The following is a 21,516-nucleotide window of genomic DNA, read 5'->3' as shown; positions in this document are numbered from 1 at the left end:
CAGCGCCATGATGAATCGTCTTCTGATTTGTACCGATTTGGATCGCACCTTGTTACCCAATGGCAGTCAAACGGAGTCGCCAGGGGCGAGAGCGGCTTTCGCGCGTTTGGTTTCCCGCCCCGAAGTGACTTTGGCCTATGTGAGCGGCCGGCATCGCGAATTGGTGGAAGACGCGATCCGTGAGTATGATCTGCCATTAGCCGATTGGGTGATTGGCGACGTCGGCACCACGATCTATAAAACCAGCCCCGGAGAATGGGAACCTTGGGTCGCTTGGGAAGAGGATATCGCCGGCGATTGGCGCGGTCTGACGGCGAAGGATCTTCGGCCTTTGTTTGACGATTTGCCGAATTTGCGCTTGCAGGAAGAGGCGAAGCAAAACCGTTTCAAGCTCAGCTACTATCTGACCACGCTCAGCGATATAGAAGCCTTGCGCCAGGAAATGGCGAACCAACTGCACGCACGAAATCTGGCGGCCAGCCTGATTTACAGCGTGGACGAAGCCGCAGCCGCCGGATTGCTGGATGTGTTGCCCGCCCATGCCACGAAACTACATGCCGTGGAGTTCTTGATGCAGCACCAGAATTTCGATGTCGGCAATACGGTATTTGCCGGCGATAGCGGCAACGATCTGCCCGTGCTAATCAGTGGCATTAATGCGATTCTGGTTGCCAACGCGCATGGCGATGTCGTCGCGCAATCCACGGCGCTCGCCGAGCAAAATGGAACCGGTGCCAGGTTGTATTTGGCTAAAGGAAATTTTTTAGGCATGAACGGCAACTACAGTGCGGGAATTCTTGAGGGCGTTTCGCACTTTTTCCCTTGCACGCGGGGTTGGATGGAACAAGCTAATGAGTAATTGGCGCTTTATCCAAAACGACAACAAAACCCCCATTATTTGGTTAATTATTAGTTTTTTAATCAATATTGGTATCGGTATTATTGATTTTAAACTAGGCAGGGAATTCAGTTTCTCAATATTCTACTTAATACCCATCGTATTGGTGACCTTGGCATTTGGTAGGCAGGTGGGTTTAGTATTCTGTGTCTTTGCTACCGGAACCTGGTTTATTGTCGATCAACTGAACAACGCTTCATACTCACATCCGATGATTGGCTATTGGAATGCCATCATGCGCTTTGGCTTCTTTGTAATGATTACCTGGCTTTTACCTGTATTACAAGAGCTGGAGCGCGAAAAACAAATTTCTCGCATGGACTATTTGACCGGCATTGCCAACCGTCGCTATTTTTTCGAGTTACTGCAAGCCGAGCTTAATCGTTCTCGACGCTATAAACATGTATTCACGATTGCGTATATCGACCTCGATGGATTTAAATGGGTAAACGATCAATATGGGCACTTGATTGGTGACAGGCTTCTATGTGCTTTCGTAAGTCGGGCAAAAAACATGTTGCGTAACACCGATCTCATGGCACGATTGGGAGGTGATGAATTTATATTGTTGTTGCCCGAAATGGGGCAAGATGCTGCAAAGTTTACCGTTGAAAAAATTCAGGCCGGATTATTGAACGAGATGCGTAAAAATAAATGGCCAGTCACTTTTTCCATCGGTGTATTAAGCTACCAAAGCGGCGAAATTTCGGTCGATGAGTTAGTAAAACGCGCGGATAAATTAATGTATACAGTAAAAAACAATAGCAAGAACGCAATCGCATATGGGGTTTTTGACCAATAGAATCTTTACCGATAGCGTGGCAACCTGATTTATTAGTGAGTTTTTACATCATCCCAACCATGGATTCCGCAACGACATGTATGAACAAGTCTCCCATTCGCTATTGAACGCCATTCTGGATGATCTGAAACCGGAGATTCGTCGCCAGGATCTTCGGCACTTTTACACCCGGCTGGGCGCCAATTTTTATGCGATTTATTCGCTATTTTTCACGCTGTACGGTCAGCGGGAGGATTTTAAACCGCAAATACTGCGGCTGGTGGAAACCATGGCCAAGGGCTATATCGATCGGTCCGCCGAGTTGGAGCGCATCGACATGGAGCGCGAACAGGATCACAACTGGTTTCTGTCGCAGAAATGGGTCGGCATGGCCTTGTATACCAACGGCTTCGCGGAAAATCTGGCCGATCTGGTAAGCAAGACGCCTTATTTCCAGGAACTCGGCATCAATTTGGTGCATATCATGCCGATTCTGATGTGTCCCGCGGGCAAGAGCGACGGTGGCTATGCGGTCAGCGATTTTAGACAGATCGACGACAGGCTGGGCGATCTGAATGATCTGCGGCGGGTGGCTCAGGAACTCAGAAAACGCGAAATCCTGCTGGTACTGGACATCGTGATGAATCACACCTCCGACGAACACGAATGGGCGAAGAAGGCGGCCCAAGGCGAAGGAGGCTATCAGGATTATTACTTCGTCTTCGATAACCGGGAAATTCCCGATATGTTCGAGCAGACCATGCCGCAAGTTTTCCCGGAGTCGGCACCGGGCAACTTCACCTGGAATGAGAACATGCAAAAATGGGTGATGACAGTCTTCAACGATTACCAATGGGATTTGAATTACAGTAACCCCGAGGTGTTCATCGAAATGTTGGATATTATCTTATTCTGGGCTAACCAGGGAGTTGATATCTTACGCCTGGATGCCGTCGCTTTTCTGTGGAAAAAAATCGGCTCCACCTGCCAGAATGAACGCAATGCCCATCTGATATTGCAATTGATGAAGGATTGCTGTCAGGTCACCGCGCCGGGTGTGTTGTTCATCGCCGAAGCCATCGTCACGCCGCTCGAAGTCATCAAATATTTTGGCGAGGATGCAATCATCGCCAAGGAATGCGAAATTGCTTACAACGCTACTTTGATGGCCTTGCTATGGGATGCTATAGCCACTCAAAATGCCAAACTGCTCTGTCAAGGGATAAAAAACTTGCCGGCGAAACTGGAGCGCGCCACTTGGTTGAATTATGTGCGCTGCCACGACGATATCGGCTTTGGCTTCGACGACAACGATATTCGCGCCGCGGGATACGACCCTCACGCGCATCGGCAATTTCTAGTCGATTATTTCAGCGGTCAATTCGAAGGATCTCCGGCCAGAGGCATGGTGTTCATGCGTAACGAAACCACTGGCGACGCCCGTATCAGCGGTTCGTTGGCTTCCCTGGCGGGGCTGGAAGCGGGCCGGGAAAACAATGACCAGGGCTTGATCGATTCCGCAATCCAAAAGATTCTGTTATTGCAGAGCCTGATATTGTCCTTCGGCGGTATTCCATTGCTATACAACGGTGACGCGCTCGGCGTCATCAACGATTACAGTTACCGCGACGACCCCGGTAAAAGTGACGACAACCGCTGGATACATCGACCCAAGATTAATTGGGACAGGGCCGAATTGCGCAAAAAACAAGGCACCACCGAATTTGTCCTGTTCAATGCAATGAAGAAAATGATCGCGATCCGTAAGGAAATCTCCGCGTTCGCCGACTTCAACAACCGGGAACTGGTCGACGTCGATAACGCGCATTTATTGTGTTTCATTCGTTTCGATCACCTGCGTCCTTCCGAGCGGGTGATAGTCGTCGCCAATTTCGATGCCAATCCGCAATACCTGGATCTTTACTTGCTCAAAAGCAAGGGCATCAATCCCTACGGGCAATTTGTCGATGTTTACAGCGGCGGCAAGCCGGAGCAATACGACAGACGGGTCGCGTTGCAGGGTTTTCAGTTCTATTGGTTGTCGGAAATATAAGGTGCTAGTTAAGTCGGCTTCGAATATTTCATCACCATATCGAGTATATTGACCGAGCAGGCTGAAGGCGTTCTTCACAATACTGTCGACGATAGACCTGTTGTCGACGCTTTACCGATTGTTCGACGATGGAAAATCCTAAGCTTGTTTTGTCCTGCAACCCCTGTACCGAGACCACGTTATTTAAAGTGATATTTATGAAACCGAAACCTGTTACTCACCCAAGCGTACTGAGATTGTCCGCGTTACTCTGGACAATCGTGATGGGTTCTCCTTCATGCTACGCCGCTTCGGATTTTCTTAAAGTGGATGGAGCGGATATCAAAGACAACTATGGATTGGGTCGAAAGGTTCATTTATACGGCACTAATCTGGGCGGTTGGAGGGGGCATGAACCTTGGATGTCCCCGTTAGCTGGGGCATCAAATGAATGGGATGCGCGAAGTGTTCTAACCGAGCGTTTTGGCAAGGATGCCGTGTGGGAACTTTACAATTCTTACTGGGATACTTGGATCACGGAACAGGATTTCAAGAACATCGCAGAAGCCGGTCTCAACTGTATCCGTTTGCCGGTATATGCGTTTAACCATATGGATGATGAGGGCAATTGGAGGCGGGACGATACAGGCGCCATTGATTTATCCAGAATCGAGTGGACCGTCAACAAAGCTCGGGAATATGGGCTCTACACCGTTCTTGATCTTCACGGAGCGCCAGGATCGCAGAACGGAGCCCATCACTCAGGCCGACAAAACGGCGCTTTGCTGTATTCTACCCCGCTCTATCAGAATCAACTGGTTGAGCTTTGGGAAACGCTCGCCACGCGCTTTAAGGATAATGCCGCCGTGGCGGGGTATGACCTACTGAATGAACCTTCCGAGACGTTTCCCGGCCGGATGGGATCTGGGGTGGTTAGCCTTTACAACCGTCTGTATCATGCCATCCGAGCGATTGATCCAGACCATATCATTATTATGGAAGCTATTTGGTGGTGGAACACGCTGCCCAATCCCCAAGAGAAAAACTGGGAGAACGTCGTCTATTCCTTGCATTATTACCAATGGCAAAACAATAACGATTTCGCGGTGATGAAAAACGCTGTGGATGGGTGGATACAAGACGCGCGGAAATGGGGCACCGAATATAACGTGCCGCATTTTATTGGAGAATTCACACTATTCGAAAATGCCGAATCATGGGATTACGGACTTCAGCAATTTACAGAAACCGGCAGCCATTGGACCACTTGGTCTTATAAGGTAGTAGGTCGTAATAACTGGGGTATGTACAACACAACTGAACAAAATAGCAATGTTGCCAATATTGCCACGGATGATTTCAACACGATCAAACACAAATGGAGTCAGTGGAACACGCCGGAATATTTTTCACCCAACCCGACAGTCATCAACGCCATGAAAAAAGCTACCTTAGGCAGAAACCTGAAGCGGCCCACGCAAACTGTCACCGCTAAATCAGAGAATCAGGCGGAACAAGACATTGTTGGCATGGCTAATTAAGTGTCAATGTAACGGCTGACGCTTGAAACTGGTTTGGTTGGCAATTGTACGGGCATAGGACTTTACGAATGCTGTCTTATTCTTTCGGCCAGTAGAGGAAACAGCAAAACGGAAATCATCCCGGCACTGACCAGAACGGCTGCTCGATCCGGTGCCATCAGGCCGGACGAGACCCCGATTTCGGAGATAATGACGATCATGGGCAGGCCTGTCGCGGAATAGAGTGCAAAAGGCAATCTGTCGTTTGACGCTAAAACTGGGTAGTAAAGGATTACCGGCACGCCACGAATTAGAATCAACAAACCCAATAGGCAGATGATCTGGACTGGAACCAGCGGATTCGCCCACAGTGCGCTAACGTCAAATTTCATACCGGCGACGATAAAGAAAATGGGGATTAAGAAACCATAACCGATGGCATCCAGTTTCTGCCGAAGAATCATGCCGCCGTCGCCTTTGCTGGCAAGGCCCACCACCATGCCGGCCGCGAATGCGCCGACCACCACATTCAACCCAAACTCGCCGGCTAAAACCACCAGTAGGGCCTGGAGCGCAATACAGATTCTCACCGGCAGTTGGCCACTACTTTGCATGGTTTGGGCCAGGAGATCGATTAAAGTGGAGGAGCGGGCGTTGATCGCCGTATCCGCTATCACAAAAGTAATCCCCACAAAGGCCAAGATAAAAACGGTATGCAAAAAGGTACTATGGGTCGGGATGATCAGCATGGAGACCACCATCAGCGGGCCGAATTCACCCATTGCCGCCGCCGACAGCAGCATTTTGCCGAAGTCCGTATTCAGAATGCCTTCATCTCGCAGAATCGGGGCCAATACGCCGAGTGCGGTGGTCGATAAGGCTACCGCTGCTAAAAGCGGCGGTGCCTGAATCAGGCCGATGGCATGCACGACGGACATGCAAGCCATGGCCACCGTAAACGAAAGAAACCACCCGCCAATGGCCAGCGTCAAGGGTTTGCCTTGAATTTCGCCGAGATTGATTTCCATGCCCACCATGAACAGCAAAAACGTCAAGCCCAGCTCACCTAGCATACCGACTAAACCGTCTGGTGATACCCAGTTGAAAATATGAGGGCCGATTATCATTCCAAGAAGCATTTCCGTCGCCACGACTGGCATGCGGAAGCGTGTTGGAATTCTGGCAAGCAAGGGAGAGAAAGCCGCCGCCAAGGCGATGACAAATAATGCGATACGGTAAGATTCCATAACTGTGTCTCCTAAGGGGTGCTGGCTAGAATATCAGGCGGTTTCAGTGAAATTATTACTGAATTCGTTTTTGTCGCAATTCGTTTTCCAGCAAGGCTTCATAAACGGGAGGACATCCTAACCAATTCACGATGAGCAAAGCGGTAAAACAGGCGATGAATAGCGGCAAAATCAATGCGTAATCACTGGTCATCTCGATGATTAACACGATGCCCGTTAAAGGCGCTTGTACCACTCCGCTAAAATATGCAGCCATCCCGATAACGGCAAATAGCTTAGGATCTGCATTTAATTCGGGAAAACACAATTGTGTGGTCGCACCGACCCCCCAACCCAGCAATGCGCCCAAAACCAAGATCGGCATAAAAATCCCCCCGGCCGCGCCCGAGCAGGAACTACCGATAGTCAACACGAATCGGCTGACAAAGAATAGCGCTATCGTTCCCAGTGTGAGTTCCCGGCCTACGAGAATTTCATTCACGAAATCATAGCCGCCGCCCAATAATTCGGGCGCATACCAAGCTGTGGCTGTCAGCCAGGTTGCCAAAGTCAGCCACCACATCGTTTTCGGCCAAACACTCAGGGTAACCAATCGTTGTCCCCGCAACAAGGCATGCGTGAACAAACTACCCAATACGGCGGATAGTAAACCCAAAGGAACGAATGCAATAAGAAGACTCAGCGGCGGAGCGGTGAAATTAACGAAATGAAAGGCGGGTTGTTGGCCGAGCGCCGCGCGGCACACCATATCCGCTGTCAGACAGGCCATGGCGGCGGTCACGAATTCGAGCGAAGAGCATCGCCGTTCAAGTTCTTCCAATACAAAGGTCAAGCCGGAGAGAGGGGCGTTGAATGCCGCCGTGAGCCCGGCGCCGCCGCCGGCAGCAATCAATATCGTATGCTCGGGGTTACCGTTTTTAGGCCAGATATTGGCTAGCCCTTGCCCTATGGAACTTCCCATATGTACACAGGGACCGGCGCGACCAACGACAAGGCCGCCAATGCCGCCAATGACCATGCTGATAAACTTGGTAATCAGCACCCGAAACCAGCGGAAATGGCGGTGCCCAATCAATACGCCCTTAATGTGGGGAATGCCGCTGCCGCTTGCCTCGGGTGCAAATTGTCTGACGATTCCGGCGGAGATGATTAGGGTGATTAACGCTAATCCCAGAATCATTCCAACGCCGAAGTCGGGGTTCTGATGTGATAAGTCTAAAAACTTTTTTCGAAATGCTTCTGCGCTATTCATTGCTATATGGAATGCTACCGAAGTTGCGCCGGTCGTCAATCCGAGCACAAGCGCTTGGGGTATCAAATGGTTCCGCTGCCGATTAAATTCTACCTTTGAAGCGGATTGGTGTTCTGATGGATCACGTTGCAACAAATTTCCCCCGGAGGCAGGTGATTGGCCTTCACAATCGACGAATACAGCCAAGTTACGTTTCCCGACAAAGTAAGCGATTTGAAATCGCCAGCCATATATTCGGTTGCAGCCTTACCAAACGAACCGACAATGGCTAGAGCTTCACCGAATACCTTTCTTTCTTAACGCATTCAGTCGTTTTAATCTATTGGGTCATTTGCGTTACTGACCGCATTCTAGTGATGAGGTAATGTTGAAGCAAACAATGTTTGTAGAAACGCATTGTTGCAAAGAGGGGCGGGGTCTAACGGGTTGATTTCTCGATAACATTGTTTGCGTCAGGAGGCGGCTAATCGCGAATCGTTGCAGTTAGACGATTCGCGATTTGTGAGGGTATCCTTACAAGAGGATATTTTGCCGCCTATTTGGGAGTATTGGGATGTCGACCCAAGCGACCTTGGTTGTAATAATAAATGTCTGAGCAAGACACTCTATTCGGATCCGTTTGGAAATCGTGTCCGCGGATACTTCTGGTTGAATTTTCAGAGCTTACAATGTATGAGCGGGACTTAAGGCACTGTATAACCGCTTGCCTTGTACTTTCAGCAAACCGCTTCGATTGGCTCGATTGAGCGCCTGGCTCCGGATTGTGTTGCTCGCAACCGAAGATACATAGCAAACTGACAATAAATATCACAGCTGTGCAACGCGTGAAGCTCATAAAAACCCCAATGGCCCTGACGATGTTTGTATTAGTCGAGTAATCACGACACGGAGTGCGCGATTAAAAATGACTAAACCCGGATGCCGTTACGCTTCGATACTTTCCGACGCCTCATGCGTTAACAACTCCACTAAGTCGCTGAATTCACTGATAAGCGTGATGCCCGGTTCCTCAAGCAGTTTAGGCGACTTGGGATCGATGACGAAGGCGTTATCTGCTAGCCGCAACATTTCCAAATCATTAAGGTTATCGCCGACAGCCCAAATCAGTTCGATCGGAGGTTGTGATTTATCTGTCAAGAAGCATCGCATTGCGTTGCTTTTACAAATCGGGGTAACTGAATTGACGTCGTCGGGCAAGAAAGCCGGATTGATTTGTAACTGGCCGTTGCAGACCTCCCCATCGAAAGTCAGGATATGAGCCAGCGCGAAATCAGCAAATATGCGACGTCTTATAATATCGGCAGCAACAAAATAGCTGTCGCTGACGACACCGACCATGAAACCGGCTCGCCTTGCCTGCTTGACGAATTCGATGACGCCTGGACGGATTTCCAGCGTACGAGCCACCTGTTCGAATTGCTGCTTGTGAATGAAGCGAAACAACTCGGCAATCCGCTCGCTACGAGTTATGGCATCGTCATGAGGCGTATCCAGTAGTTGCACCAAAGCCGCTTCGTTTCCGGTGTTGCGTGCCAGTTCCAGCGCAAATCGCGATGGGGTTACCGTGCCGTCCATGTCCAGCAAAAGTAAGCATCGGCGTCCCCTGCGAAGAGACAGCACATAATCGATACCGGCAGCCACTTGGCGTTGGTTCTCGTACATGGCCGTGACCTGTTCCACATGCAGGCGTCCAGCTTTTTTGGCGCGATCGAAAATGGCGCGGCTGACCTCGTTGGCCATCAGCGATAAATCTTGCAGCGGCTGGCTATCATGTTCCAACAAGCCAATGTCAACTTCCGCCAGCTTGGCGCCGGCCAAATGAGCGTCAAGCAACAGACCGGCATCGACACCATAATCATCTTCGAATCTAATGGTTTGCAACAGGCGTTTGCGTGCGGCAATGATTCCGCCCAACGGCTGAGCCAGATGCGCCAGTTCGGGGAAGAACACTTTCAGCATCGGTTTGGCGGTGAGTTCGGTAACCCGGCCGCCACCGCGTCCGAAGCGGGCTTTGACGAAGTCCGCCCCCTCGTTAAGCAGCGGCAAGCAGAGGCTGGTGACGATGCCGGGACGTAAATTGGTCAGATCGCCGTCCAGATAAACGACCAAATCATGAGTAGCCGCCGCCGCGCCGTCGCGCATCGAGACGCCTTTGCCCAACATGCTACTGGTCATGACCTTCGCACCGGCCTCTCTCGCCAGCATCGCTGTATCGTCGATGGAGCTATCGTCGACGACAATCACTTCGGCGGTAGCCGAATCTGCCAAGGCGTAAGCAACGACTTCCTGGATGCGTTTGGCTTCGTTCAAAGCCGGTATCACGACGGTCGCACAGGCGTTCGAATCGCGTTGTTGATGAGTCCGTCTGTTTTTCTTTCTCTTGACGAATACCCAGTGTCGATATTTCGATTTCATGCGCTATTCCTAGTCATTTGCAGTCCCGAAGTCGGTCCCACGGTTTCAAGTGAGCCCAATTCTGCGAGTTTCGGCTGCTAAGGTGACATCCCGGATAGTTGGAATGTTTGTCGGCTTACGCCGTTGTCGACGAAGATTGATCGATAGGGACTGGGGTGTTTTGACCGCAACACGATGCCAGCAATATGACAGAGGAGAGCCAAACCAGGCAAATCAACAATCTAACGTAAATATTTGAAAACATTTTAATTTCGTCATTTTGGCGCTTTGTTTTGTGTATCGCTGTTGGACAGAGAGCGTCTAGCGGTCGTGAAAGCGTCTTTGCTAATTCCGTTACTTGTAAGCAGTATGCGTCGGAGGCAAGTTAAGGAGCGGATTTCGTTGCGCTGTCAATTTTTGAAACCACATCAAACCATTCCAAGGCAGGTAATCCGCTCTTAGACTTGCCGAGAGCATTATAATGACCCAACAATGTTGACGCAAACATTGTTTGTGTCAACATATATATCGAGACGCCGATCTGCCAGATCTTCCGCATACTGTACGGAGCCAGCGGAAAAATTCTGAGTTCGTTATGCCCGAATCAAGCGGGCCACATTGGCTGTCAGGTGGGTAATAATGTTTTTGACACCTTAATTTTGCCGACTATAAACCGTAACCCCATGAACAAATCAGCACTGCCAACCACCAACACCGACGGCTCCAAACAATGGCCACATGAAGTCTTGAAACAATTTCGAATGATTTTTAAGGCCGTTCAGCAACACTCCCAATGGGTAGAAACGCATTGCGGCGTTACCAGCGCTCAACTGTGGGCACTCTGGGAGTTATCAAAAAATCCGGGATTGAAAGTCACCGAACTAGCTAAAGCGATGTCGATCCATCATTCCACCGCCAGCAATATGCTCGACAAACTGGCCAAGAAGGGATTAATCATGCGGGAGCGCGTTAGTCAGGACCAACGGGTTGTTACCGTGATGTTGACTCAGGACGGTATTGAACTATTAAACCAAGTAAGCTCGCCGCCGCAGGGGATTTTGCAACATGCACTATTTGCCTTGCCGGAAAATGTTCTGAAGTCTCTGGCCAAGAATCTCGATGTGCTTGTTAAAGAAATGCAAATTAAGGACGACGAAGCCGCGATGCAGCCTATTAATCCGCTGCCTAAAAAATCGCCTTCAGCCAAAAATCAAGGGTGAACGTTTAGGCCAACCCAAGCATGTTGCGGGTATGGACAATGAGAACGTGATCGACTCAAAAAGTCGATCGTTGAACGACAGAAATGGAAGAATGTATGAACGAACTAAACAAGTTTTTGCTTGGCTCATTAGCAGCTGCCGGACTAATGTTATTTTCAACCAACGTGCTTGCTGAAACTTTTTCTCAAGCCCTGGATTTGAGCGGACATTGGGTCGGATACCTCTGTGTAGGCCTGTTTGCGATCGCGTACCTCTTTGTGGTCCTTGAAGAAGTATTGGAATTACGAAAATCCAAGCCGATGATGTTGGCGGCGGCGCTGATATGGGTGGCGATTGCCCTGGTTTATAAGAACCAAGGCTTATCGTCGGTCGCCGAAACGGCGATTCGGCACGATGTTTTGGACTACGGCGAGTTATTACTATTCCTGATTGTTTCCATCGCTTACATCAATGCGATGGAAGAGAGACGCGTCTTCGACAGCCTGCGGGCTTGGTTGGTTAATCGGGGTTCGAGTTATCGTCAGTTGTTTTGGGTTACAGGGGGCTTGGCTTTTTTCATTTCCTCGGTGTCCAATAACATGACTACCGCGATGTTGATGTGCGCGGTGGTCATGGCGGTAGGCAAGGACAACCCCAAATTCGTCGGCGTATCCTGTGTCAATACCGTGGTGGCTGCCAATGCAGGTGGGGCGTTTTGTCCGTTCGGCGACATCACCACCTTGATGGTCTGGCAAAAGGGCATCATCGAATTCTGGACCTTCTTCAAATTGTTTGTGCCCTCGGTGGTTAACTTCCTGATCCCCGCCGCGATCATGCATTTCGCGATTCCCAAAACCCAGCCGGCGCCTATTCATGCCAAGGTCATGACTCGCCGTGGCGCTAAACGTATCGTAGTGTTATTTCTGCTCACCGTACTCACGGCGGTGACTTTCCAAAACAGTCTGCAACTGCCGGCGGCGGTCGGCATGATGGCCGGTCTGACTTATCTGCAATTGTTCGGCTATTTCCTGCACGTCACCCATCGCGACGAGCCGGAACTAGGGCTGGATCCAATGTCCGGCGAGGAAGTCAAGGGTAGCGCCGATGCAGATAGTTTGCGCTTTGATGTCTTTCATCATCTGGCGCGCATGGAATGGGATACCTTGCTGTTTTTCTATGGTGTCGTGCTGTGTGTGGGCGGTATGAACTTCCTCGGCTATCTACAACATTTGTCCGGTTTTCTCTATGGTGAACTGGGTGCTACCCCAGCCAACATACTGGTTGGCGTTATTTCCGCGCTGATCGACAATATCCCGGTTATGTTCGCCATCCTGGCCATGCATCCCGAAATGTCGGAAGGCCAATGGTTGTTGGTAACGCTGACCGCCGGTGTTGGTGGCAGTCTGCTCTCGGTTGGCTCTGCCGCGGGCGTGGCCTTGATGGGCCAAGCCAAGGGCGCGTACACATTCCTAACTCATCTGAAATGGGCGCCGGTGATTGCGTTAGGTTATTTTGGCGGTATCGGTGCGCACTTTTTAATGAATGCCGAGCTGTTTTGATCGCATAGAGGACTTTAACTAGTCGCAACATCATTAGGCAATAAAAGTGAAATAAACTGTTCGAAAATTTTTCGATTATTTCTTGGTGGGGAGGGGGCGAAGTCTGGCGATCGTTCAAATCGTCTTTTCCATTGAGCGTGAGTTTCCCAAGCTGTTCTCGGAAACGACGACTTCTCCTGCCCGGTTGCGAAGATCGGCGGACGCGGAAGAGAGCGCCGCTTCGGCTCCCTCCGAAATGGCGGTAAAGCCCCGAGATCGGCAACATTCGCGCAAGGCGTTTCTGATTCGACTTGCGAAAGCGAGGGTCGATTCTCCCGAGCGATTAAGCTTTTTCGGATATCACGACAGTTACCTGCTTTCCAGGCCGTATTCGGCTCGATCCATTCGGCGCTGCGTGCCGGGTTGGTCTAAACCTTCCCGCTGGTATAAAATCACGTCCTTTGCCGATTCGGTCGTTATGATCGGTTTTGGTGCTTCATCGAGAATTCCCCCGTTTAATGCCCCCAATTCAGCCCGTTAAAATACGCCTGCCGTATGTTTCGGATAGTGCAGCGCTATTTGCGCCATGGGCCGACCGGCCCTGGGCGATGTTTCTGGATAGCGGCCGGCCCGCCGATTCGCAAGGTCGCTTCGATATTCTCGCCGCCGAGCCGGAAGCCACCCTGCAGACGTTCGGAGAACTTACCCGGATCAGCCGTGGCGGCGAAATTCGCTACAGTGCCGACGATCCATTCGATCTGTTGAAGGTGGCGCTGGGCGAGCATCAGCCTGGAATCGAGGGCTTGCCGTTCTGCGGCGGGGCTATCGGGTATTTAGGTTACGATCTGGCCCGTCGTATCGAGCGCTTGCCGGCCGCGGCCCGAGATTGCGAAAACCTGCCGGAATTGGCGGTTGGGATTTATCGGTGGGCTGTCGTCGTCGACCATGAGTCGCAAGCCAGTTGGTTGACCGGATACGGTTTGAGCGATGCGGAAATTCTTGACTTGACGGTTCGGTTCAGCCGGATGCCGGAACCGGAACCGGAGACCGGCTTTGAAATCTTAAGCGAGCCGCGCTCCAATATGACCGCGTCTGACTATGCTCAGGCCCTCGCGAAAATCAAACACTACCTGAAGGAAGGCGATTGCTACCAAATCAATCTGGCGCAACGTTTCGAGAGCACGTGCCGAGGTCGGCCTTGGACCGCTTATCGGGCCTTGCGGCAAATCAATCCGGCACCGTTTAGCGCGTATTTAAATACGCCGGACGCGCAAGTGCTCAGTTCTTCTCCCGAGCGTTTCTTGCGGGTCAACGGCGGCTGCGTCGAAACCAAGCCGATCAAAGGGACTCGTCCGCGCGGCCACGATGCCGATGAAGATCGGGCTCGGATGGCCGAATTGCTCAATAGTCCGAAAGACCGCGCCGAGAATGTGATGATTGTCGATCTGTTGCGCAACGACTTGGGCAAAAGCTGCCAAAAAGGTTCGGTCAGCGTGCCGACCTTGTTCGAGATCGAGAGCTATGCCACCGTGCATCATTTGGTCAGTACGGTGACTGGCCGGTTGGCCGAAGATCAGCAGGCGATCGATCTGTTGCGGAGTTGTTTTCCCGGCGGATCGATTACCGGCGCGCCCAAGGTGCGTGCTATGGAAATCATTGAAGAGCTGGAGCCGCATCGGCGTGGCGTGTATTGCGGCGCGATCGGTTATATCGGTTTTAACGGCGACATGGATACCAATATCGCGATTCGCACGCTGGTCCACAATCGCGACACGATACGCTTCTGGGCGGGCGGCGGCATTGTTAACGACTCGCGCATGGAAGAAGAATATCAGGAGTGCTTCGATAAGGCGGCGGCCTTGCTAAAAGTGTTGGAGAAATTTCGGCGATGACACGGGTCGTCAAGCTGGGCGGCAGTTTGCTGAGCGCCGGCGTATTGCCGGCTTGCTTGGATGCGCTCGGCGGATGGGGCGAATCGTTGGTCATCGTACCGGGCGGCGGCGAGTTTGCCGATCAGGTGCGCCGGTCCCAAGCAATCTGGAACTTCGACGATGTTACCGCGCATCGCATGGCACTCTTGGCGATGCGGCAAATGGGTTGGTTGATGCACGCTCGCCGTCCGCAATTTCAGCCCGCCGATTCGGTCGCGACCCTCGCGGAAGTTTTGTCCGCAAAACGGTCGGCCATCTGGATGCCTGATCACGCCGAGTTGGATGCCGCCGGCGTTGAAGCCAGTTGGGAAGTGACCTCGGACAGTCTGGCCGCTTGGTTGGCCGGCCGCTTGGACGCCGGCGAATTGATCTTGGTCAAGTCGGCCGAAGTCGCCGACGACACGGACATCGGCCGATTGATCGGCCAGGGTATAGTGGATTCGGCGTTCGGCCGCTACAGTCGCGACGCCGGGTATCGAATCCGCATCATTCACCAAGCGTCATTTATCAACGCATGATTCATTTCATCCGATCTCTACTGAACAAGCGCTTGCGCAAGGCCTATTACCAAAGCCGGGAATCGCTGTTGGGTCATCAAAAACGCGATATCGTCGTGACCCAAGTCGAACAGGCGTGCGTGGGCTTAAAAGAGAGCCGCGATCAATTTGTCGATGCTCTGGACAAATTCAAAAGCATCGTCAATCTGCCGGAACATTCGCTGGAACAGCGCTACCAGCAACTCAAACGCCGTTACGATTTGTGTCGGAGCAAGGCCGACCAAGTCAGTCAGCGAATTCAAGCGGTGGAGGAAATCAGCGAAGCCTTGTTCGCGGAATGGGAGTCGGAATTGCTGCTGTATAGCAATCGGGTTTTGCGTTCCCGCAGTCAGCAGCAATTGAAAAAATCCCGGCAGCAATATGCGCGGCTGCTGAAATCCCTACAAAATGCGGAAAGCCGGATGCAACCGGTGTTGGCGGCGTTTCAGGATCAAGTGTTGTTCCTGAAACACAATCTGAATGCCCATGCCATTGCCGCGCTGCGTCACGAGTTTGTCGAAATGGGTCTGGATATTTCCCGGTTGATCGACGTGATGGAAAAGACGATAGGCGAGGCCAGCCAGTTCGTTGCGGTGCTCGTCGAGCAAAAACAACTGCCGGCGCCGGCCTCGATATCCAAACGATAATTACATCGAGTGCATTTTGTAATCCACGCGGTGAGGGTACTGCTTATCACGCGGATCGGGGGCTTTTTTCCGGTTTTGATCGATACGTTCTTGCGAGTATTGGGCAATCATCTGATCCCAGTTGGCGTATTCTTCGTAATCCTTGCTGCCGGCTGCCTTGCGTTTGGCAAATAGCTCCTTACCCTTTTCGATCAACTGCTCCGGCGTTTTGCCGTCGATCTCGTTCAAAAACTCGCCGTTATCGCGGATTTCGTCGCGCAGGGTCCAAAAAGACACTTCGAATTCGATGCGTTGATCAAGCGGCAGTTTTTCCTTGATATGGCTGATCGAACGGTTGACGGTTTTCATGCTGCTACCGTTGATCTGGTTGCTTTTGTTGCAACCGCTCGCCACGGCGCCCAGCAATAAAACGAAAAGAATCGACGCGATTTTCATGATGTAGCCCCCCAACGGCTAAATGAACAAACCCGGATTTTGTATTTATAATGGTTCCGGTTACCCAACAAACTTATTTACTCGGAAATTTTAACGGCACAAGCTTACCACATGCTGGAATTTATCCAACACCTCAAACAGCGCTATCAGATCGTGCTAGGTCGGATGGATAAACGAAGTCCTCGTTATCTGGATTACCAGCAACGCGCCGACCAGCTGCTGTTCGCCGAGGCTTTTATCCGGAAGGGACGCCTGATTGCGGAGCATCCGGATTTGCCGATGCAGATCGCGGTGATCGGGCCGACCCAGTCCGGTAAAAGCTCCACCGTGAACTTGCTGCTGAACAGTCATCAAGCCGGCGTCAGCCCTTTAGCGGGTTACACCGTGCAGGCCCAGGGCTTCTGTCATGCGGTGTCCGCCGAGGCCATGCCGGGTTTGCAAGCCTACTTCGGTCGTTTCGAGCGGGTGGCGGTCGGCGAATTGGCGCCGGGCCGCTTGGATTGTTACGCGATCGGCACCAGTCCGTTACGTTCGCCGTTATTACCACCCTGTGTGTGCTGGGACACGCCCGACTTCGACTCCATCGATGCTGCCGACTACCGCGAGGGCCTGGTGCGAGCCATCGCACTGGCGGACGCAGTGATTTTGTTGGTCAGCAAGGAAAAATACGCGGATCAGTCGGTCTGGGACATCATGAGCATTTTGGAGTCGCTGCGGCAGCCGACTTTGATCGTCGTCAACAAGTTGGGCGAAGGTCAGGAAGCCGTCATTATCGACTCGCTGGCCGAAAAATGGCGCGCCGCGCGCCGCGACCCGGTACCGAATGTCGTGCCGCTGCATTTTCGAAGATTGCCGGACCAGCCGAGTTGGCCTAGGGCTGCGGAGCAGGCGGTATTGGAACTGGTTAAATCGGTCTCGCGCCGTAAACACAGCCAATACCAACAACAGCTTTTGACGCGTTTCTGGCCGCACTGGCTGGAGCCGGTGTATGCCGAGCATCAATCGCAACGTCACTGGCGGACGTTGGTCGATCAGTGTCTGGCGCGGGCACTCAAGGACTATCAACGCGATTATCTGAACCATCCGCATCATTACGAAACCTTTCAACAGGCCGTATTGAACCTGTTGACCTTGCTGGAAATCCCCGGTTTGGCGGGATTGTTGGCCAAAACCCGCCGGGCGATGACTTGGCCGATGCGTAAATTGTTCGGTTCAAAATCCGCTGCCGTCAGCGCCAGCCAGGAGATCGCTGTGTTAACGCAGATCGGCGATCACGTGATGATCCAATTGGCGGACCGCCTGCTGGAAATCGCCGAAACCGAAGCGGACGATGCCCGCTGGTGGAAGGAAACCAGCGGCGCGTTACGGCAACAGCGCGGCGACATTTCCAGCGCTTATCAACGGGCGGTGCTGAATTACCACGGCGATTTTCAGCAAGACGTCGAAGCCGCCGCCCAGCGCCTGTATCGCAAATTGCAAGAACAGCCGCTGATTCTCAACAGTTTGCGCGCCACGCGGGCGACCACCGACGCCGGTGCGGTGCTATTGACTATCCAGGCCGGCGGCATTGGTCTGCATGATTTGGTGCTGATGCCGTTGATGCTGACCGCGACCTCGCTGCTGGCGGAAAGTACGCTGGGCGGTTATATGGCGCGCGTCGAGGCGGATTTAAAGCAACATCAACTTCATACCGTCAACGCCGCGCTGTTCGAGCACTGTTTGCAACGGCGTCTTTATGCGCTGCCTGGGCAAATTGCCAGCAACAGCCGGTTCGATATCGACGAAACCGAATGTCGGCAAGCCGAACAAGCCTTGCAAGATAAAAAGCATGGATTACGAATACTCTGAATTACTGGGTCGCGCTCGCCGGTGGAGCGAAGCGGCCGTCGCGGCACAGCGCCTGCCGCTCGAACAGGCGGACTGGTTGGCGCAACTGGATAGTCCAATCGCGTCCAGCTTGTTCCCGCAAGCCCAAGGCGACGCAGGCCGGCCGATGATCGTTGCCTTCATGGGGGGGACCGGTGTCGGCAAAAGCAGTTTGCTGAATCGATTGGCGGGCCGGGCGATCGCCAAGGCCGGCATCGAAAGGCCGACCTCGCGCGAAGTCACGCTGTATCATCACCGCGGCCTGACATTGAATGAACTGCCCGACGGGTTGCCCTTGGACCGGATTAAGATCGATCACCACGACGACGACGCGCAGCGCCATATTGTTTGGATAGACATGCCCGATTTCGACAGTGTCGAAGCCGCCAACCAAAAACTGGTGCTGAATTGGCTGCCGCATATCGATGTGCTGCTGTACGTAGTCAGTCCCGAGCGCTATCGCGACGGCAAGGCCTGGCGCCTGCTATTGGCCGAGGGCGCCAAGCATGCCTGGTTGTTCGTGATGAATCAGTGGGATCGCGGCCAAGCGGCGCAATACGAGGACTTGCGGCGCCAACTGGCGTTGGCGGGTTTTGCCGATCCCTTGCTGTTTCGCACTAGTTGCGTGCAACCGGACGGTGACGAATTTCCGGCGTTGCTGGTCAAACTGGCGGAACTGGCGGGTGGTCATGCGATGCGGCAAATGCAGCGTCGCGGCGAACGCCAGCGAAAACAAGCGTTGTCGACGACCTTGCGTCACTTGGAAAAGCTGTTGGCCGAACGCGATTACCCGGCTCTGCAACGGCAATTGGAAACGCGCTGGCAGCGCGCGGAAACCGACCTCGCTGCCGGACTGGCCTGGCCGCTGACGCAACTGGCCAAGGCACGGGCCGAACCGGGCGGTCAAACCGCCGATATTAAGCTTTGGGACGATTGGGCGCAGACGCTGTTCGGCGATTTGTTGGACGACGTGGCGCTGCAAGCGTCGCAAGCCGGCATTCCACCCCGGCCGTTGCGCGCGGCACTACAAGATTTGCGCGACACGGCAGGCGCCAAGGTGGTCGCGCAAACCGAACTGGCCGGCCGGATGGCTCTGTTGAACCCTGGCAATCGTCCGCAACGGATCGGCTTAGGGATCGCCACGGTCGCCGCGACCGCTTTGCCGCTGGCGGCGATGGCGGCCGTGGGTTATCAGGTTTACTTCGGCTATTACCTTGGCGCGACCGGTGACGGCGCGTATTTGGGTAGCGATTTCGCGATACATAGCGCCCTGTTAATCGGTCTGAGTTGGTTGATACCCAATTTTGCGCGGCGACAATTGCAGCCGTCGCTGCAAAAAGCCGCCCAGCGCGGCCTGCAAAAAGGCCTGCAACAGTCCTTGGCCGGCTTGTGGGCGGAAATAGGCGCAAGCTTGGGACGCGAACACCAGGAAAATCAGCGGCTTTTGGAGCAGCTCCGTGAAATCGCGCGCGATTGTACGCCGGGCGAGGAAGAAAAGATCGTCAAACAGAGTCTACTGGGTAGGACCTTGCCGGACCGCGAGTCGGCTTGATCTCGCCGATTCGACGACTCAGGAGTCGTCGGTGCTTAGCGCCAAATTGGCCAATTGTTGCAAGGCTTCCTGATAGTGTTCGGCGGAATCCGCTCTGACCGTTGCATGCGCGACCTTGCGGCCCTTGCGCGGCGTCTTGTCGTAGAGATGCAGATGGGCGTTGGCGATGCCGAGCACTTGCGCGTCGCCGGCGACGCCGCCGATAAAATTCACCATGCCGGCGTGACCTCTGGTGCGCGTTGACCCCAGCGGCAAATCCAGAATAGCCCGCAAATGATTTTCGAATTGACTGGTCTCGGCGCCTTCGATGGTCCAGTGGCCGGAGTTATGTACCCGAGGCGCGAATTCGTTCGCCAGCAATTCATTGCCGACCGCAAACAACTCCAAGGCTACCACGCCGACGTAATCGAGTTTTTCCAGTAAGCGCGTCGCATAGTCTTCGGCCAGCTTCTGCAACGGATCGCCACTGCGGCATTCGGCGATGCGCAATATGCCGCCGCGATGCTGGTTTTCGGACAGCGGGTAAAAGGCAATGTCGCCGGATGGACGGCGGGCCGCGATGATCGACACTTCGCGCTCGAAACCGACGAAGCCTTCGACGATGGAAGGTGCGTCTTGCATCGCCAACCAAGCAGTTTCGAGTTGTTCGGCCGATTGGATAAAGATCTGGCCCTTACCGTCGTAACCCATGCGCCGACTTTTCAAAATCGCCGGGTAGCCGATATCGGCCATGGCCCTCGCTAGATCTTCCAGGCAATCCACGGCGGCGAACGGAGCTGTGCGCATGCCCAGTTCCTGGAAAAAATTCTTTTCCAGCAGCCTGTCCTGAGCGACAGCGAGCGCGCCGGCCGGCGGATAAACCGTGGTGTGACTGGAAAGGTATTCGGCGACGTGGGCGGGCACGTTTTCGAACTCGTAAGTGACGATGTCGGCTTTTTCGGCCAGTTGCGCCAGCAATGCCGGGTCGTCGTAAGCGCCCAGCAAATGTTCGCTCAAACCGCCGGCGCCGGCGTGGATGTCGGGATCGAGCACGACGAATTGCAAACCGAGCGGATAGCCTGCCAGCGCGATCATTCGGGCGAGTTGGCCGCCACCCAAGATACCGATTTTCATCCGGCCACCTGTCTCGGGTCGGGCGTGGCGATCACGCTGTCGGTTTGTTGGCGGCGATAGGCGTCCAGCGCCGGCCGATATTGCGGATGTTTATTGCTGATAATCGCCGCGGCCAACAGTGCGGCATTGATGGCGCCGGCCTTGCCGATCGCTAAAGTGCCGACCGGAATGCCGGCCGGCATTTGCACGATGGACAACAAGGAGTCCATGCCGTTGAGCGCCTTGGACTGTACCGGCACGCCAAGCACCGGCAACGCGGTCTTCGCGGCTGTCATGCCCGGCAAATGCGCGGCGCCGCCGGCGCCTGCGATGATGACTTCTAGGCCCTTGGCCTCGGCGGATTCGGCATACTGAAACAATTTGTCGGGCGTGCGGTGGGCGGATACCACTTCGACCTCGTGTGGAATGTCCAGATGTTCCAGGGTTTGCGCGGCATGTTGCATGGTTTCCCAATCCGACGTGGAACCCATGATGATGCCTATCAATGCAGTCATGCAAAATCTCCGGTGCTTGCAATCAATCAAGGCGGGCGATTATCGCACAATCGGGCGTTTTTCCGTGCCGGCGAATTGCGG

General features: G+C 53.2%; 17 protein-coding genes. 11 read left to right on the top strand and 6 right to left on the bottom strand.

What is annotated here, in order from left to right:
- Positions 1-7 precede the first annotated feature (7 nt).
- The 4 genes from BJL95_RS08255 to BJL95_RS08240 all read left to right on the top strand — a co-directional run bounded on the left by BJL95_RS08255 (position 8) and on the right by BJL95_RS08240 (position 5,252).
- Positions 8-859 (top strand): HAD-IIB family hydrolase, encoded by an 852-nt coding sequence (locus tag BJL95_RS08255; protein ID WP_071156976.1) that lies wholly within the window; start codon positions 8-10, stop codon positions 857-859.
- Positions 852-1,700 (top strand): GGDEF domain-containing protein, encoded by an 849-nt coding sequence (locus BJL95_RS08250; RefSeq protein WP_071156974.1) that lies wholly within the window; start codon positions 852-854, stop codon positions 1,698-1,700. Before BJL95_RS08255 ends, BJL95_RS08250 begins: the two co-directional genes overlap by 8 nt.
- A 76-nt stretch (positions 1,701-1,776) precedes the next feature.
- Complete coding sequence (locus BJL95_RS08245) at positions 1,777-3,732, top strand: alpha-amylase family glycosyl hydrolase (RefSeq protein WP_071156972.1); 1,956 nt, start codon at positions 1,777-1,779, stop codon at positions 3,730-3,732.
- Positions 3,733-3,929: 197 nt separating this feature from the next.
- Positions 3,930-5,252 carry a glycoside hydrolase family 5 protein gene (locus tag BJL95_RS08240; protein ID WP_071156970.1) on the top strand — a complete coding sequence of 441 codons (1,323 nt, stop codon included), beginning with the start codon at positions 3,930-3,932 and terminating at the stop codon, positions 5,250-5,252.
- 62 nt (positions 5,253-5,314) lie between these two features.
- On the opposite strand, the gene BJL95_RS08235 is transcribed toward BJL95_RS08240, so the two are convergent.
- The 3 genes from BJL95_RS08235 to BJL95_RS08225 all read right to left on the bottom strand — a co-directional run bounded on the left by BJL95_RS08235 (position 5,315) and on the right by BJL95_RS08225 (position 10,145).
- The gene (locus tag BJL95_RS08235; RefSeq protein ID WP_071156968.1) at positions 5,315-6,478 is read right to left on the bottom strand and encodes a cation:proton antiporter; all 1,164 of its coding nucleotides are present in this window, start codon (positions 6,476-6,478) and stop codon (positions 5,315-5,317) included.
- A 55-nt stretch (positions 6,479-6,533) separates the two neighbouring features.
- Positions 6,534-7,916, bottom strand: a complete 1,383-nt coding sequence (gene clcA, locus BJL95_RS08230) for a H(+)/Cl(-) exchange transporter ClcA (protein ID WP_254786726.1) — start codon at positions 7,914-7,916, stop codon at positions 6,534-6,536.
- Positions 7,917-8,654: 738 nt separating this feature from the next.
- Positions 8,655-10,145 carry an HAD-IB family phosphatase gene (locus BJL95_RS08225; protein ID WP_071156966.1) on the bottom strand — a complete coding sequence of 497 codons (1,491 nt, stop codon included), beginning with the start codon at positions 10,143-10,145 and terminating at the stop codon, positions 8,655-8,657.
- A 662-nt stretch (positions 10,146-10,807) separates the two neighbouring features.
- Between BJL95_RS08225 and BJL95_RS08220 the strand changes: the two genes are divergently transcribed.
- From BJL95_RS08220 to BJL95_RS08200, 5 genes are all read left to right on the top strand, one after another.
- Positions 10,808-11,344, top strand: coding sequence for a MarR family winged helix-turn-helix transcriptional regulator (locus BJL95_RS08220; RefSeq protein WP_064031670.1), 537 nt, complete (start codon positions 10,808-10,810; stop codon positions 11,342-11,344).
- Between the two features lie 95 nt (positions 11,345-11,439).
- Positions 11,440-12,882 (top strand): sodium:proton antiporter NhaD, encoded by a 1,443-nt coding sequence (gene nhaD / locus BJL95_RS08215; protein ID WP_064031669.1) that lies wholly within the window; start codon positions 11,440-11,442, stop codon positions 12,880-12,882.
- A 497-nt stretch (positions 12,883-13,379) separates the two neighbouring features.
- Positions 13,380-14,753 (top strand): aminodeoxychorismate synthase component I, encoded by a 1,374-nt coding sequence (gene pabB, locus BJL95_RS08210; protein WP_071156964.1) that lies wholly within the window; start codon positions 13,380-13,382, stop codon positions 14,751-14,753.
- Positions 14,750-15,310: a uridylate kinase gene (locus tag BJL95_RS08205; protein ID WP_071156962.1), complete on the top strand. Its 561-nt coding sequence runs from the start codon at positions 14,750-14,752 to the stop codon at positions 15,308-15,310. Before pabB ends, BJL95_RS08205 begins: the two co-directional genes overlap by 4 nt.
- The gene (locus tag BJL95_RS08200; protein ID WP_064031666.1) at positions 15,307-15,975 is read left to right on the top strand and encodes a DUF2959 domain-containing protein; all 669 of its coding nucleotides are present in this window, start codon (positions 15,307-15,309) and stop codon (positions 15,973-15,975) included. The genes BJL95_RS08205 and BJL95_RS08200 overlap by 4 nt, the downstream gene beginning before the upstream one ends.
- Here BJL95_RS08200 and BJL95_RS08195 read toward each other — a convergent pair whose 3' ends face one another.
- The gene (locus BJL95_RS08195; RefSeq protein ID WP_064031665.1) at positions 15,976-16,410 is read right to left on the bottom strand and encodes a DUF6694 family lipoprotein; all 435 of its coding nucleotides are present in this window, start codon (positions 16,408-16,410) and stop codon (positions 15,976-15,978) included.
- Between the two features lie 111 nt (positions 16,411-16,521).
- Between BJL95_RS08195 and BJL95_RS08190 the strand changes: the two genes are divergently transcribed.
- On the top strand, positions 16,522-18,258 hold the full coding sequence (locus tag BJL95_RS08190; RefSeq protein ID WP_071156960.1) for a GTPase domain-containing protein: 1,737 nt from the start codon (positions 16,522-16,524) through the stop codon (positions 18,256-18,258).
- Positions 18,239-19,828 (top strand): GTPase domain-containing protein, encoded by a 1,590-nt coding sequence (locus tag BJL95_RS08185; protein ID WP_071156958.1) that lies wholly within the window; start codon positions 18,239-18,241, stop codon positions 19,826-19,828. The genes BJL95_RS08190 and BJL95_RS08185 overlap by 20 nt, the downstream gene beginning before the upstream one ends.
- Positions 19,829-19,846: 18 nt before the next feature.
- Here BJL95_RS08185 and BJL95_RS08180 read toward each other — a convergent pair whose 3' ends face one another.
- Positions 19,847-20,941, bottom strand: coding sequence for a 5-(carboxyamino)imidazole ribonucleotide synthase (locus tag BJL95_RS08180; RefSeq protein WP_071156957.1), 1,095 nt, complete (start codon positions 20,939-20,941; stop codon positions 19,847-19,849).
- Complete coding sequence (gene purE, locus BJL95_RS08175; protein WP_071156955.1) at positions 20,938-21,435, bottom strand: 5-(carboxyamino)imidazole ribonucleotide mutase; 498 nt, start codon at positions 21,433-21,435, stop codon at positions 20,938-20,940. The genes BJL95_RS08180 and purE overlap by 4 nt, the downstream gene beginning before the upstream one ends.
- Positions 21,436-21,516 lie beyond the last annotated feature (81 nt).

It is taken from the genome of Methylomonas sp. LWB (assembly GCF_001856095.1).
GTDB classification, from domain to species: Bacteria; Pseudomonadota; Gammaproteobacteria; order Methylococcales; family Methylomonadaceae; genus Methylomonas; species Methylomonas koyamae_A.
The sequence above is the reverse complement of the archived record's forward strand: the minus strand, read 5'-3'. Positions and strand labels throughout refer to the sequence as shown.

Bases quoted from the DNA above. Each gene is read 5' to 3' on its own strand.
- BJL95_RS08255 (WP_071156976.1), top strand. From the start codon at position 8: ATGATGAATCGTCTTCTGATTTGTACCGATTTGGATCGCACCTTGTTA.
- BJL95_RS08250 (WP_071156974.1), top strand. From the start codon at position 852: ATGAGTAATTGGCGCTTTATCCAAAACGACAACAAAACCCCCATTATT.
- BJL95_RS08245 (WP_071156972.1), top strand. From the start codon at position 1,777: ATGTATGAACAAGTCTCCCATTCGCTATTGAACGCCATTCTGGATGAT.
- BJL95_RS08240 (WP_071156970.1), top strand. From the start codon at position 3,930: ATGAAACCGAAACCTGTTACTCACCCAAGCGTACTGAGATTGTCCGCG.
- BJL95_RS08235 (WP_071156968.1), bottom strand. From the start codon at position 6,478: ATGGAATCTTACCGTATCGCATTATTTGTCATCGCCTTGGCGGCGGCT.
- BJL95_RS08225 (WP_071156966.1), bottom strand. From the start codon at position 10,145: ATGAAATCGAAATATCGACACTGGGTATTCGTCAAGAGAAAGAAAAAC.
- BJL95_RS08220 (WP_064031670.1), top strand. From the start codon at position 10,808: ATGAACAAATCAGCACTGCCAACCACCAACACCGACGGCTCCAAACAA.
- nhaD (WP_064031669.1), top strand. From the start codon at position 11,440: ATGAACGAACTAAACAAGTTTTTGCTTGGCTCATTAGCAGCTGCCGGA.
- pabB (WP_071156964.1), top strand. From the start codon at position 13,380: ATGCCCCCAATTCAGCCCGTTAAAATACGCCTGCCGTATGTTTCGGAT.
- BJL95_RS08205 (WP_071156962.1), top strand. From the start codon at position 14,750: ATGACACGGGTCGTCAAGCTGGGCGGCAGTTTGCTGAGCGCCGGCGTA.
- BJL95_RS08200 (WP_064031666.1), top strand. From the start codon at position 15,307: ATGATTCATTTCATCCGATCTCTACTGAACAAGCGCTTGCGCAAGGCC.
- BJL95_RS08195 (WP_064031665.1), bottom strand. From the start codon at position 16,410: ATGAAAATCGCGTCGATTCTTTTCGTTTTATTGCTGGGCGCCGTGGCG.
- BJL95_RS08190 (WP_071156960.1), top strand. From the start codon at position 16,522: ATGCTGGAATTTATCCAACACCTCAAACAGCGCTATCAGATCGTGCTA.
- BJL95_RS08185 (WP_071156958.1), top strand. From the start codon at position 18,239: ATGGATTACGAATACTCTGAATTACTGGGTCGCGCTCGCCGGTGGAGC.
- BJL95_RS08180 (WP_071156957.1), bottom strand. From the start codon at position 20,941: ATGAAAATCGGTATCTTGGGTGGCGGCCAACTCGCCCGAATGATCGCG.
- purE (WP_071156955.1), bottom strand. From the start codon at position 21,435: ATGACTGCATTGATAGGCATCATCATGGGTTCCACGTCGGATTGGGAA.